The sequence below is a fragment of the Methylocaldum marinum genome, from assembly GCF_003584645.1.
Lineage (GTDB): Bacteria > Pseudomonadota > Gammaproteobacteria > Methylococcales > Methylococcaceae > Methylocaldum > Methylocaldum marinum.
The window spans coordinates 5,557,438-5,571,155 of the sequence record NZ_AP017928.1 but is presented as its reverse complement, the minus strand read 5'-3'; the positions used below and the strand labels follow the sequence as shown (position 1 = coordinate 5,571,155).

Annotated in this window: 14 protein-coding genes; 10 read left to right on the top strand and 4 right to left on the bottom strand. The window is 61.3% G+C overall.

Translation table 11 applies throughout. The features are described from left to right. The 4 genes from ssuC to sS8_RS24935 are packed head-to-tail and all read right to left on the bottom strand — an operon-like array spanning window position 1 to window position 4,449. Window positions 1–783, bottom strand: a complete 783-nt coding sequence (ssuC, locus tag sS8_RS24950) for an aliphatic sulfonate ABC transporter permease SsuC (RefSeq protein WP_119633003.1) — start codon at window positions 781–783, stop codon at window positions 1–3. Beyond that, window positions 780–1,925, bottom strand: coding sequence for an FMNH2-dependent alkanesulfonate monooxygenase (ssuD, locus tag sS8_RS24945; protein ID WP_119632127.1), 1,146 nt, complete (start codon window positions 1,923–1,925; stop codon window positions 780–782). The genes ssuC and ssuD overlap by 4 nt, the downstream gene beginning before the upstream one ends. A 16-nt stretch (window positions 1,926–1,941) precedes the next feature. After that, complete coding sequence (locus sS8_RS24940; protein ID WP_119632126.1) at window positions 1,942–2,922, bottom strand: sulfonate ABC transporter substrate-binding protein; 981 nt, start codon at window positions 2,920–2,922, stop codon at window positions 1,942–1,944. A gap of 33 nt (window positions 2,923–2,955) precedes the next feature. Beyond that, window positions 2,956–4,449 (bottom strand): OprO/OprP family phosphate-selective porin, encoded by a 1,494-nt coding sequence (locus sS8_RS24935; protein WP_119632125.1) that lies wholly within the window; start codon window positions 4,447–4,449, stop codon window positions 2,956–2,958. Window positions 4,450–5,067: 618 nt separating this feature from the next. Here sS8_RS24935 and sS8_RS24930 point away from each other — a divergent pair. The 10 genes from sS8_RS24930 (at window position 5,068) to sS8_RS24890 (ending at window position 13,480) form a co-directional block, all read left to right on the top strand. Continuing rightward, complete coding sequence (locus tag sS8_RS24930; RefSeq protein WP_119632124.1) at window positions 5,068–5,853, top strand: ParA family protein; 786 nt, start codon at window positions 5,068–5,070, stop codon at window positions 5,851–5,853. A 16-nt stretch (window positions 5,854–5,869) separates the two neighbouring features. Continuing rightward, window positions 5,870–6,274, top strand: coding sequence for a DnaJ family domain-containing protein (locus sS8_RS24925; protein WP_119632123.1), 405 nt, complete (start codon window positions 5,870–5,872; stop codon window positions 6,272–6,274). A gap of 18 nt (window positions 6,275–6,292) precedes the next feature. Beyond that, entirely contained in the window at window positions 6,293–7,102 is an 810-nt protein-coding gene (locus tag sS8_RS24920) for an RMD1 family protein (protein WP_232020427.1), read from the top strand. Window positions 7,103–7,343: 241 nt separating this feature from the next. Further along, complete coding sequence (locus sS8_RS24915) at window positions 7,344–7,961, top strand: sigma-70 family RNA polymerase sigma factor (RefSeq protein ID WP_197716632.1); 618 nt, start codon at window positions 7,344–7,346, stop codon at window positions 7,959–7,961. Window positions 7,962–7,971: 10 nt separating this feature from the next. Continuing rightward, window positions 7,972–8,406: a hypothetical protein gene (locus sS8_RS28380; RefSeq protein ID WP_170161255.1), complete on the top strand. Its 435-nt coding sequence runs from the start codon at window positions 7,972–7,974 to the stop codon at window positions 8,404–8,406. Then, on the top strand, window positions 8,403–8,843 hold the full coding sequence (locus tag sS8_RS28375) for a periplasmic heavy metal sensor (RefSeq protein WP_170161254.1): 441 nt from the start codon (window positions 8,403–8,405) through the stop codon (window positions 8,841–8,843). Before sS8_RS28380 ends, sS8_RS28375 begins: the two co-directional genes overlap by 4 nt. Window positions 8,844–8,853: 10 nt before the next feature. After that, a complete protein-coding gene (locus sS8_RS24905; RefSeq protein ID WP_119632121.1) occupies window positions 8,854–10,377 on the top strand; it encodes a TolC family protein in 1,524 nt (507 codons plus the stop codon). A 12-nt stretch (window positions 10,378–10,389) separates the two neighbouring features. Further along, entirely contained in the window at window positions 10,390–11,538 is a 1,149-nt protein-coding gene (locus sS8_RS24900; RefSeq protein WP_119632120.1) for an efflux RND transporter periplasmic adaptor subunit, read from the top strand. A gap of 2 nt (window positions 11,539–11,540) precedes the next feature. Beyond that, window positions 11,541–12,260 (top strand): ABC transporter ATP-binding protein, encoded by a 720-nt coding sequence (locus sS8_RS24895; protein ID WP_119632119.1) that lies wholly within the window; start codon window positions 11,541–11,543, stop codon window positions 12,258–12,260. Continuing rightward, the gene (locus tag sS8_RS24890; RefSeq protein ID WP_197716631.1) at window positions 12,257–13,480 is read left to right on the top strand and encodes an ABC transporter permease; all 1,224 of its coding nucleotides are present in this window, start codon (window positions 12,257–12,259) and stop codon (window positions 13,478–13,480) included. The genes sS8_RS24895 and sS8_RS24890 overlap by 4 nt, the downstream gene beginning before the upstream one ends. Window positions 13,481–13,718: the final 238 nt, after the last annotated feature.

Genomic DNA, 13,718 nt, shown 5'->3' with positions numbered 1-13,718 from the left:
TTACGGCGATTTATAGCCGGGATGCCAGCTCAAGAGCTTCCGTTCCAGCAGTCTGGCCAGAGTATCGGCCAGCTTGCCCAGCAGCGAATACAGCAGTATGGCCATGACCACCACGTCCGTTTGCATGAATTCGCGGGCATTCATCGCCAGGTAGCCGATCCCCGAACTTGTCGCGATGGTTTCGGCCACGATCAACGTGAGCCACATGAATCCCAGGGCGTAACGCACACCGATCAGAATCGACGGCAAAGCACCTGGAAAAATCACGTCCCGGAACAAACGCCAGCCGCTCAGGCCGTAGGTCCGGCCCATTTCCACGAGTTGCCGGTCTACCGTTCGGACGCCATGAAAGGTATTGATGTAAATGGGAAAGAAAACGCCCAAGGTGACCAGAAACACCTTGGCCGCTTCGTCGATCCCGAACCAAAGGATGACCAAAGGAATGAGCGCCAGATGAGGGACGTTGCGTATCATTTGCAGCGTGGTATCGAGCAAGCGTTCCGCGACGGAGGAAACACCGTTGATCAAGCCCAAAGAAAAGCCAATGCCGCCGCCGATCAGCAAACCCGTGCCGGCACGGAGGGCGCTGATGCGGAGATGTTCCAACAACGCGCCGGAGGCGGCCAATTCGACGCCGGCCTCAAGGACCTCCCACGGCGCGGGGAAAATTTGCGGCGGAATCCAATTCAGCTTCGCCAGCACGAGCCAGGCGCTCAGTAAACCGCCGGGCAGCAACCACGGCACCGCACTTGCCGCGACCCGACTAGTCTGCCGCTTGATCATGGCGCCGCCTCTTTCGGCCACGTGGCGGCACCAACTCCGGTGTCACCGACCGGGCTGAGGTGGAACACCGGCCTGGCTTTGGGCTCTTGACTCGTGATCGGCAGCAGCGGGAACAAGAGCTCCGCGACACGATAAGCCTCTTCCAGATGCGGATAGCCTGACAGCACGAAGGTATCGATGCCGAGGGCCGCGTATTCCCTGAAGCGGGCGGTGACGGTTTCCGGATCGCCCACCAGGGCCGTGCCCGCGCCGCCCCGCACCAGGCCGATACCGGCCCAAAGGTTCGGGCTGATTTCAAGGGAAGCGCGCGATCCGCCGTGCAATTGAGCCATCCGGCGCTGCCCCTCCGAGTCGGAGCGGGCGAACGCCTGCTGCGCTTTGGCGATGGTGGCGTCGTCCAGATGGCTGATGAGACTTTCCGCGGCCCGCCAAGCTTCGGCTTCTGTTTCCCGGACGACGACGTGTAGCCGGATGCCGAAGCGGATTTTTCTTCCCCTGGCTTCCGCGCGCTGCTTCACATCGGCGATCTTTTTCGCCACCGCGTCCGGCGGTTCACCCCAAGAAAGATAGACATCGACTTGTTCGGCGGCCAGATCGTGAGCGGCTGCGGACGATCCGCCGAAATACAGCGGCGGATGCGGGTGCTGCACCGGCGGGAACAGCAGCTTTGCGCCCTCGACCTGGACGTGCTTGCCGGTGAAGTCCACCGTCTCGCCGGCCAAGAGCCAACGCCATACTGCCAGGAATTCCCCGGCTTGCACGTAGCGTTCGTCATGGTCCAGGAACACCCCGTCGCCGGCCAATTCCGCGGGATCGCCGCCTGCCACTACATTGATGAGCAAGCGCCCGCCCGAAAGCCGATCCAGGGTCGCGGTTTGGCGTGCGGCCTGGGTCGGCGAGATCACGCCAGGTCTTAGGGCGACCAGGAATTGGAGCCGTTCCGTGGCGGGAATCAGCGACGAGGCCACGATCCAGGCGTCCTCGCAAGTCTTTCCCGTCGGAATCAGGACGCCGCCGAATCCCAATTGGTCAGCCGCCTGGGCGACCTGACGAAGATAGGTGTAATCGACCGCCCGCCCACCCTTGGGGGTGCCGAGATAGCGGCCATCGCCGTGAGTCGGCAGAAACCAAAAAACATTCACGATATGTCTCCCGTCTTCATTTGAGCTTCAAGGCTGCATCGGCAATGCGAATCGGCTGCGGAACCAGGCCGATGGCATGCAGGGTGTCGGCGATTTTTTGCTGAGCCTCCACCAGTTCCGGCGAGACGTCGTTGGGGCCGTATCTCCGCCGCTTCAGAGCGCGTTCGAGAGCGCTCGGCGCGATCCCGACCTGACGCGAAAGAAAGTCGGCGGCCTCGGCCGAATGATCGCGCGTCCAGTCATCGATTTTGGCGATCTCCTCGAGCACGATCTTGACGAGTGCGGGATATCGTTCCGCGAACCCACGCCTCGAGGTATAGATTTCGTGATTGTCGACCAACCCCTTGCCGTCGACGAGGATTCGTACGCCCAGGCTTTCCTGCGCCGCCGCCAGGTAGAAATCCCAAATCGACCAGGCGTCCACTGCGCCGCGCTCAAAAGCCGCCCGCGCGTCGGCCGGCGCCAGGTAGCTCACCTGGATGTCGCTCAGCCCCAGGCCCGCTTCGGCCAGCGCCCTCACCAACAGATAATGCGAATTGGAGCCTTTGGCTACGGCCACCCTGCGGCCTTTGAGATCGGCGACGCTACTAATGTTCGAATCCTTCGGGACGATAATGGCCTCGCCTTCTGGCGAAGGCGATTCGTATCCGACATAGACCAGCCGGGAACCTCGGGCCGCCTGGCCGAATACCGGCGGTGTCTCCCCGGTGGTGGCGAAATCGATGCTGCCGGCGTTCAACGCTTCCAGCATGGGTGGACCAAACTGGAACTCGGCCCAGGCGACCGAAACACCCAGAGGGGCTAAACGCCGTTCCAGGTCCCTTTTCGACTTCAAAAGAATCAGGGTGCCGAATTTCTGGTACCCAATACGTATTTCCTTCGGAAATTGGCCCGGGCCGGTATCCGCAGCGTAAGTGATTCCCGCCAGAAAAAAGGCGAGCGCCGCGAGCAATGCCGGCAACGGGCGAAAAACCAACGCGTTCGCTTGCGATGTCATGGAAACCTCTTCGAATGGTTGTAGAAATTTGAATCAGAACGCCGCCTGAAACCGAACCTGGGCGACTTTCTCACGAGGCCTGTCACCGCTCGCCGCACCTCCTTCGAAGTCGGTCTGTTCATAATCGGCAGTGACCCGGAAATGGCTGCTCAGGTACCAGTTGAGACCGAAGGCCCATGCGCTCGCGGAGCGAGCTGAAGAGAACGGATCGGCGTAAACCGGAAAGGCCTTGCTATCGACATCCAGGCGGTTGTAGCGCGCGACGAATTCCAGCGCGCCCCATGGATGGCTGGGCTGGAACGGGGCTGCCCAGATCTCCGTTTGAGGTCCCTTGTTCCTCTTGAGCGGATCGAATCCGTGCCTCGGCCTCATGCCGTTGCCCCACACCGGATAAAACATGGTCTTATACGTGATACTCTCGCCGGTAAGCACATACGAGAGCGCCACCTGCCAGGCTTCGTTCTCGAGGGTATCCGACATACCGCCCCACGCGACTTCCTGGGAGGAAAGAACGTACTCGCTCAGTATGCTGAACGAATCCCAGTTGTAAAAAAGCTGAGGCGAAATCCGGAAACGCTCGCCATCTGCGACGACTCCGTTGCGATAGGCAAAAAAGGTCTGGCGTCCGCTGGTCTTGTAAGACGGCAATGCGCCGTCCTGATCGCCGTAAGTGCCGGCGAAACCAATGCCGAGTCCCCGCAGCGGTTCGATACCGAACGACTGAAACGGGTGTGCGAAGATTCGCCCCACGAACTCCTTGGCGTCGCTGGTATCGTTCTGCGAGGTGCCGCCGTCGACCACCCCGTTGGCCACCGCCAACGCGTATTCAAACGCGCCCCGCCCCAACTCGCCGAAAAGCTGGACGCCATTGTCGCGATCGGGTACGAGATTGTCCGGTAGCGCCCGCTCGACAAAGGAGATATTGCCCGCTGCCCGAATGTGCTCGAGTCCGAAGGGTGATACGAATCGCCCTACGCGAAGCGAAAGCTCGGGCTGATATCGTACGTCGACATAGGCGTCGATGAGCGCCGGACTGCTTCCGCCGAAATCCGGCATGATGAAGTAATCAAAATACCTGGCCAGTTTCCCCTGGAAGATCAATCGGGCACGCCGCAGCGTGAAGGTGTCCGAGACGGCATCATCGTGGTCGTCGCTAAAGAAATACCCATGGGCTTGAAGTAGGCCTGAAAGCCGCAACTGATAGGCACCGTCCGCCGACCGGACCGAAAATCCGGATTCGTCCAAACTGACGACCGGCAACGTTTGCTTGGCTGCCGCGGCATTTTCCCGCTCCACCTCCAAACGCCGCTCCAGCGTACGCACTTTCTGATCCAGTTTCTTCACCGGCTCAGCGTCCTCGGCCTGTATCGCCGAAGGCTTGGCGGACGATCTCAATAGGCGTTCCAGTTCCAGCACCCTTTGCTCCAGCGCCTTCACGCGGGCTTCGGCATCGCTTGCATAAGCGGGTTCGCAAAGCGAAACTCCGCCCACGATTCCCCCAAATAACAACAATTGCGGATATTTCATGGTTTTTCTTTATCGTTTCCCGATGCGGCGAATGCCGGAGTCGCGACATCACATCCTTCTTCTGGACCGCCCAACCATTCGTGCCGTGAAAACCGGCGCAAGAACTTAGATTTCAGAAAACATGCCAGGCAGCATTTGGCTGATTTTCAAAGCTTTAACCGCTGCCGGCGGTAATTGGATTGCTGATTAGGCATCAGCCTCTGCTTGCCTGGTGTTTGCCTGGCAACAGTGGGCTTTTCCATCCTTCGCCGCGGAAAGAGCGTAGGAGAAGCGAAGACAAGTGCCAGGCTTGGCCCCGATGGGGCGAGACTTCGTGCAAAGGCAGAGAGGGCGGGCGTCGAGCGTTGTCGCAGCCGATTCGGCTTTGGCACGCAGAATGAGTACTGTCAACAGTCCTGCTGGGCTATGCGCGGTTTGCATCGACGCAGCATCGATCAGCGTCGGTAGGCGGGCCCATCCCAATATGCCGGAGCACCGATTCATGAGTTTCCTTCCGGGATATTCCCGCTTCGGGAGTGGTATTGGTTAACCGCGTCGCGTCCCGCGCTAGCTATCGGATGGTATTGTTCTTTATACTTCGCTGAATTAGTTTCACCCATTCGCTTTGAGAGAACTTTTATGCGCCGGGTTATATTCAATCAAAAGGGGGGCGTCGGTAAGTCCACGATTACCTGCAATCTCGCCGCCATCAGTGCTGCAGAAGGCAAGAAAACCCTGGTTATCGACCTCGATATTCAGGGTAATTCCACCCATTATTTGTTGGGCCGGAAAGTGGCCGATCCGGACGCCAGCATCGCTCATTTCTTCAAGGAAACATTAAGTCTCAATCTGTTCGGCAAACCCCAGAATGCCGGGCTGAACGGCGCCATACACGAAACTCCGTTCCCCAATCTCCACATCGTGCCCTCGCACCCCGAACTGGAACCTTTGCAGAGCCGGCTTGAATCCCGCTACAAGATTTACAAGCTGCGCGAGGCGCTGGATGCCCTCGGCGAATTCGAGCACATTTATATCGACACGCCGCCGGTGCTGAATTTCTACAGCCGTTCGGCCCTGATCGCTGCCCGGCATTGCCTGATTCCCTTTGATTGCGACGCTTTTTCCCGGGAAGCCCTTTACAACCTCCTGGCCGTGATCGGCGAGATCAAGGCGGACCACAACGACGCGCTTGAGATCGAAGGCATCATCGTCAACCAGTTCCAGGGCCGCGCCAATCTGCCCCAGCAATTGGTCAACCAGCTGATATCGGAAGGCCATCCGGTGTTGCAGACCAAGCTTTCGCCTTCGGTGAAAGTCCGCGAATCTCACAGCGAATCCAAGCCATTGATTCACTACGCGCCGGAACACAAGCTTTCGGAGGAATACAAGGCGCTGCACCGGGAAATTCACGAAAGGCGCCACTGATGTTTTTCGCCGAACCATGACCACGCTCGCATTTCTCAACCGCATCGCCGAAGAAAAGATTCGGGAGGCCATGGCGCGCGGCGACCTAGACAACTTGCCGGGCGCCGGCAGACCTATCCCCGAAGAGGAAAACCTGGCGCTGGTACCCGCCGAGCTGCGCATGGCCTACCGGGTTCTCAAGAATGCCGGCTTCGTTCCCGAGGAAGTGCGTTTGCGGCGGGAGATAGAAGACGTCGGCCGTTTGCTGGCGCTGTGCGACGATTCGTCGGAACAATACCGCGACGGCCTGAAGCGGCTACATCTGCTGGTACAGCGGCTGGGAGAAATGCGCGGCGACAGCCTGGCGCTGCACGAGCGTTACTACAGACTGGTCACCGACAAGTTCGCTCGGCCGCATGCCGATCCGAAATCCGATGGATAACTCAAAGGAATAGCACCGGTGCAGACGGAAGACATTCGAAAATCGGCGGACGCAGCCGAAATCCTACGCGCCCGGGCCTGGTTTCTCGGAACCCGCATAGACGTCCGGGATCTGGAGCGCGGCGCCCGGCTTGCCGTGGGACCGCTGACCATGTTGGTGGGGCCGCGCGGCTACAGCCTTATATTTCGCTTCGGTGTCGTCGTCCTGATCGGTCTCACCCCGGCCGAGGAAACCGAAATCCTCGAGCGTCTGGCGCCGTCGGTTCAAAATGCTTTTGCTCACCCCGAGTCGGACGAGGTCGATATCGTCATCGATCCCGACAGACCCGAACGGTTCGATCAGACCGGCCGCTTGAGCCTGACCGAAGCGACCGCGGGACGCTTGCAGGTGATCGCCCAAGTGCTGGCGAAAAGCTGTGTGCTCGGTTACTACGAACGCAGCGTCGGCGAAGTCTTCGACCGCGTGGAGCGGCTCGCGGAGCGCTTCTGCCAGGGTCTCGGTCCCGCCCGGGACAAAAAGGAGATCCTCAATGAAATCGGCAACGTCCTGTTGATTCTGACCCGAACCGTGGGTCGCGTCGAAGTCACCGAAAAGCCCGAAATCACCTGGGAGGACATCGAACTCGACCGGCTTTACGAGCGGCTCGCTTACGAATATGAACTGCGCGACCGGGATCTGGCGCTGTCGCGCAAGCTGGAACTGATCTCCCGCACCGCCGAAACCTACCTGGACCTGGTCAACAGCCGTCAGACGCTCCGCGTCGAGTGGTACATCGTCATTCTCATCGTAATGGAAGTCATCCTGTCGCTGCACGAAAAATTCTTCTGACCGACCGCCACCCGATAATTCGAAATCCCGCGCAGGTTTTTTCCCGTACCTGCGTATATGACCGGTATGAAAGCCATTTCGCCAACAATGCCTATCGCTGTCAGTAGGCCGGCAATCCTATGCCGGCGCCTGCCTCGGCATAGGATTGCCGACTTTCGGTACTCGCCCCCGACTGCCGGAGACACGGCGCCCCTCACCGCGGTTCCGGGCAAATCGGCGAAACTTCGTACGGCAAGCGCTCGTGAACGATTCCTCCTGTCTGATCATGGAATCCGGCGACGGATTCCGGTCCCGGCAACGGGAGCGGACCGGCGATGCCGCGTCGCCATCCGATGAGATCCTCATGGGGCGTATCGTCCAGGGCGATCACGACGCCTTTTCGCAGTTGGTGCACCGGCATACGCCCCGAATGTACGCGATCGCGCGAAGGATCGGGGTACTGTCGACCGAAGCCGAGGAGGTTGTCCAGGAAGCCTTTCTGCGGGTTTGGGTAAACGCCGCGACCTGGTCTCCGCAAAAAGGCGGTTTCGCCGTCTGGCTGGGACGGATCGTGGTCAATCTGTGCATCGATCGCCTCCGCCGGGACCGCTACGAACCGTGGGGCGACGAAGAGCCGTCCCTCCCCGCGGCCGACCTGGAATCCACGCTTTTCCTGCAACAACAGGCCGAACAAATCGCCCGGGCGATCGAGGAACTGCCGGTGCGCCAGAGGACCGCCCTGGTCCTGTGTTATTACGAGGGGTTCAGCAATGCCGAGGCCGCCGGAATCCTCGAGATCTCGGTAAGCGCTTTGGAAGCCTTGTTGGTACGGGCGCGGCGCGCGTTGCGCGAACGTCTGGCCCCCTTGATTCGAACTTAGGAGGAGCCCGATGTTATTGGCTCGCCTCAAAAACTTTTTTGCCGCCTTCGGGGCCGATGCTCGGCGTTGGCCGAAACCGGGACGGAGAATCTGGCGCCGCCTGGCCGGATTGTCATGCCTTGGAGCCGAACGCACGGAGGCCGAGCATATCGACAGGATGCTCGATCTATGGCGCATCGAAGCGCCGCCCGACCGGCTGGCGCAGAACATCTGTCAACAGGCCTTGGCCTTGCGCCAGAACCGCGAGCCCCCTTCCGCAGGACCTCCCGGAGTCGTGCTTTGGCCGTTTTCGAACTATTGGCCGGGCATCGCCACTTTCGGTCTCGCGCTAGTGCTCGGCTGTCTTCTCGGCTGGTACGGCGGCGCGGCCCCGAGCTCGACTTCGGAAGACTGGCTCAACATGACGGCCTTAAACACCCTATCAGAGGATTTCAACGAACGATGAAGCCTTTGAGCTTGTCGCTCCGAACCACGAGCCTGATTCTGCTGGGTTCGCTTTTAGTCAACGTTTTCCTATTGGCGTGGCTGGGCGTCGGCACCTACAAACACGCCCAGCGGCGCCCCTGGCTGTCGGTCGAATCTTTCGAAGAAAGATTCGCATCGCGCTTGCCGAAAGACGATGCATCGACGTTCCGCAAGGTCCTCGACGCGCAACGTTCCCGGCTGGTCGCTCGCATCGACGCGGTGCGCGCCGCCCGCGACGAAGTTCGAACAACGCTTCGGGCCGAGCCGTTCGACCGCGAACGCCTGGAGGCGGCACTGGAACAAAGCGACCGGGCCATGATCGCACTGCAAGCGGTACTGCGCGCGGTCATCCTGACGACTGCGCCAGAGTTGTCGAGCGAGGGACGTCGGCGCCTGCTCGAAAAACCCGAACGTTAAGATAGCGATTGTGAAAAAAAATACTGCCCGGCCCGCTTCCGGGTTACGATTCATAGGGTTGGCCGGCTCGCTCCTGAGCGTCGGTCTGCCGGCCGCGGAACGACCGCCCTTCCTGGAAGATCCTCTCGGCACCCGAGAGTACACAGCCCCCACGCCGGCACGCGCCGCCGGAAGACTTGGATTGGGCGATCCCTGCCCCGGCGACGGGCGCGCCGACCAGGCCTGGTCATTGCTCGAGATCATCGACCAGGCCCTCTGCCACAATCCGCAAACCCGGCAAGCTTGGGCAAATGCGCGGGTTCAGGCCGCCCAGCTCGGTGTGGCGGAAGCCGCCTACCTGCCCACCATCAACGGGAATACCACGATGTCGTATGGTCAGAGCGGCTCCGGCCGCAGTTCTCAAAGCCAACTTCAGAGCTTCGATGCGGGAACGGGCGTCACCGGCGGAACCTTTGGCCGCCAGGAACAGTTCCGGATCACACCCTCGGTGAGCCTCAACTACCTGCTGTTCGATTTCGGCGGCCGCTCGGCACGGGTGGACAATGCGCGGGCGGCGCTGGAAGCCGCCAACTGGAGCCACGCCTCGACGTTGCAGAACGTATTATTCACGGCAGTGCAGGCGTATTACCAATTGTTCGCAGCCCGCTCGGCGCTGGAAGCCACCGAAGCCTCCGAACGTTCCAGCGAGGAAGCTTTCAAGGCCGCGTCGTTTCGTTACGAAGTCGGCGCGGCGGCGCTGGCCGACAAGCTGCAAGCCCAAACCGCCTACGCGCAAGCGAAACTCAACCGCCAGAGAGCCACCGGCGACGCACAGAACGCTTTGGGCGTGCTGGCCAACGCCATGGGCCTCAAGCCCCATGCCACGCTGGATATCGAGCCACCCGCCTTCATCGAACCGGATGCCGAGCGGGAACGCGACGTCGAGGCCCTGATCGAAGAAGCCAAGGCGCTGCGTCCCGATCTGGCCGCGGCCGAGGCGCAGGTACGAGCCGCCCAGGCGAATGTCAGATCGGCGCGTTCGGGCAGCCTGCCGACGCTTTCGCTGGTGAGCAATTACGCCTACAGTGATTCCAGTATTTCGCAAAGCTTTCAAAGCTGGTCGGTCGGCCTGCAACTCAGCGTACCGCTGTTCACCGGCTTCGCCAATACTTACCAGATTCGGAGCGCCGAGGAACAGGTGACGGTTCAGGAAGCCACCCGCGACCAGTTGGATCAAACCATCGCGCTGGATGTCTGGCGCGCTTATTTCGATTTGAATACCACCCGCGAAACCCTGTCCAGCACCAACGATCTCCTGGCGAGCGCGACCCAGACCGAAAAGGTCGCCCTCGGCCGCTATAAGGCGGGCGCCGGCAGCATTCTGGAACTTCTGAATGCCGAGGCCGATCTCGCCAACGCCCGTTTGCAGCATGTTCAGGCTCGCTATAACTGGCACATCGGCAAAGCACGGCTGGCGCAGGCGATCGGCGCCCTGGATCCCACCGAAATCGGTGCCGGTTCGTGGACGGCGCGAAAGCAAGCTAATCTCCCCTAATCAAGAGTCAAGATGTCGCGTTCCAAAATTGTGCTTCTGTTGATCGTGCTGGCCCTGACCGCAGGCGGATTCGTACTGTGGTACACGAGCCGTCAGGCCGCCGATGCGTCGGCCTACCGCACGGTTCCGGTCGCCCGCGGAGATATCCGGCAGACCGTTTCCGCCAACGGAACCCTCAATCCCGTGGTGCTGGTCAACGTCGGCACCCAGGTATCGGGCACCGTGCAGACCCTGCACGCGGACTTCAACGATCCGGTACGCGAAGGCCAGGTTCTGGCCGAACTGGACCCGGCGCTATTCCGCGCCCAGCTCGACCAGAGCCGCGCCAACGTGGCTAACGCCCGCGCCTCTTTGGAACTGGCGGAGGCCAACGAGCGCCGCGCCCGCGCCCTGTTCGGACAGGACTATATTTCCCGCGCCGAACTCGATCAGGCGATACAGGCGCTGGGCGCGGCCAAGGCCCAGCTCGCCGCGGCCACCGCCCAGGTTCACCGCGACGAAACCAATTTGCGCTACAGCGTCATCGTTTCGCCGGTATCGGGCGTCGTGGTATCGCGGGACGTGGACATCGGCCAGACCGTAGCCGCCAGTTTCCAGACCCCGACGCTGTTCACCATCGCCCAGGATCTGAAGAAAATGCAGATCGACACTACCGTCGCGGAAGCGGACGTAGGTAAGGTGAGAGTCGGCCAGATCGTACAGTTCGCGGTGGACGCGTTCCCGGGGCGGGAATTCGTGGGTAACGTGCGCCAAATCCGTCTGAACTCGCAAATCCTCCAGAATGTCGTGACCTACAACGTGGTGATCGATGTCGACAATCCCGAGGAAATCCTCATGCCCGGCATGACGGCCTTCGTCAACATCGTCGTCGACGAGCGCAACGGCGTATTGATGCTGCCGCTGCCGGCCTTGCGCTTTCAACCGACGGAAGGCGGGGAACCCGTCAATCCCGGAGAGAAAAGAGTTTTCCTTCTGAAGGACGGATCGCCGGCAGCGGTGCCGGTGCGCATCGGGATCGCCGACGGCAAGTTTGCGGAACTGGTCGAAGGCGACCTCGAGGAAGGCGATCCGCTGATCACCGAAGACCAACGAGAACAAGCGAGCCCATTGGGTCGCGGCGGCCGTGGCCCCGGCGGTTCCTTCAGGGTCAGGGTGCACTGAGCATGCCCTCCCCTCTCATCGAGGTCGTCGATCTCGTCAAGAGCTACCCGGTGGGCGATTCCGGAACTCTGGAAATACTGCATCGTCTGAATTTCACGATCGATGCCGGTGAGTTCGTCGCCATCATGGGACCTTCGGGCTCGGGCAAATCGACTCTGATGAACATCCTGGGCTGCCTCGATATCCCCAGCGACGGCCGTTACGTGCTGAACGGCACCGATACCGCCCGGCTCGACCCGGACGAACTGGCCGCCTTGCGCAATCGAACCATAGGCTTCGTCTTTCAGGGCTTCAATCTGCTGCCCCGGAAAACCGTCGAAGACAACGTCGCGCTGCCGCTGCTCTACGCCGGCGCGAGCCGCGACGAGCGCCAGGCCCGCGCTCGGGAGTTGCTCCGACAGGTCGGCCTCGGCCATCGTGTCGGCCACAAGCCGCCGCAACTCTCGGGCGGCCAGCAGCAGCGCGTCGCCATCGCCCGTGCCCTGGCCAATTCCCCGCCGCTGATTCTGGCGGACGAGCCCACCGGCAACCTGGACACCCATACCAGCGAGGAAATCATGGCTTTATTCGAACGCCTCAACCGGGACGAGGGCCTGACCATCGTCCTGGTGACGCACGAACCGGACGTGGCGCGCCATGCCCAGCGCCTGATCCATGTCGTGGACGGACACATCGCCGAAGACGGTCCGGTGAAAACGATTCTGAGGAGAGCACACGCATGATGTTCGGCAGCCTTCTGGAGGAAGCTCTCCAGGCGATGGGCGCCAATCGGCTGCGGAGCGCGCTCACCATGCTCGGCATGATCATCGGCGTCGGCGCCGTCGTACTGATGATGGCGATCGGGCAAGGCGCCCAGGCCATGGTGAGCGAAGCGATCGCCTCCATGGGCAGCAATCTCTTCATCGTACTCACCGGTTCGTCGACCTCGGGCGGCGTGCGCATGGGCAGCGGGACCGTACCTACCCTCACCGTGACCGACGCTAACGCGATCGGCGAACTGCCCGAGATCGCCGCGGTCGCACCGTCGTTTTCCAACATCGCGCAAGTGATCTACGGCCCCAATAACTGGGCGACATCCATCATGGGCACCACGCCGCAATATTTCGAGGTGCGCGACTGGCATCCGGTCAGCGGCGCCGTGTTCACGGACAGCGACGTGCGCTCGGCGACGCGGGTCATCGTGCTCGGGCAGACCGTGGTTCAAAACCTGTTCGGCAACGAGGATCCGGTCGGCAAGACCGTGCGCGTCAAGAATAGCCCATTCGTCGTCGTCGGCGTCCTGGAACCCAAAGGACAAAGCCTAGACGGGCGCGATCAGGACGACACCGCGATGGTGCCTTTGACGACCGCCCAGCGCCAACTGTTCGGCAACCCGTTTCCGGGCATGATCCGCTTCATCATGGTCAAAGCACGCGCCCGGGAGATCATGCCCCGCGCGGAGCAAAGCCTGAAAGAACTGCTGCGCGCCCGGCACCGCATCCGGCCGGGACAGGAAGACGATTTCACCGTCCGCAACCTGACCGCCCTCGCCCAGACCGCCGCGGGAACCACGCGGACCATGTCGGTCATGCTGGGCGCCATCGCCTCGATCTCGCTGCTGGTGGGCGGCATCGGCATCATGAACATCATGCTGGTCTCGGTCACCGAACGAACCCGCGAGATCGGTATCCGCCTTGCCATCGGCGCCCGGCGCCGCGACGTTCTGCTGCAATTCCTCCTGGAAGCCCTGATCATCTCCCTTGCCGGCAGCCTGATCGGCGCCGCCATCGGCTTCGTCGGCGCCTGGCTGGCCGCCGTCTTGGGCGGCATGACCGTGGTCGTCACCCTATCGTCCATCCTTCTCGCCTTCACCGTCGCCGCCGCGGTGGGCATCTTCTTCGGCTTCTACCCGGCGCGCAAGGCGGCCGAACTCAGACCGATCGAAGCCCTGCGCTATCAATGAGGAGAATCTTTATCCTAAAAACCGCAGTTGAATTTCGGAAATAACCGCACTGGCCCATCAGCCGTCATATTCCCTCACCCCAACCCCTCTCCCAGAGGGCGAGGGGCTCAACGCCCTTCTCCCTCTGGGAGAGGGGCTGGGGATGAGGGCCTAGCGCTTTTCAGGTTGCATCCAACAGCTGGATTTAGGTTTATCGGCTACGCGCGGTCGCATCGGCAACTTGAAACTTCCCGTGCCT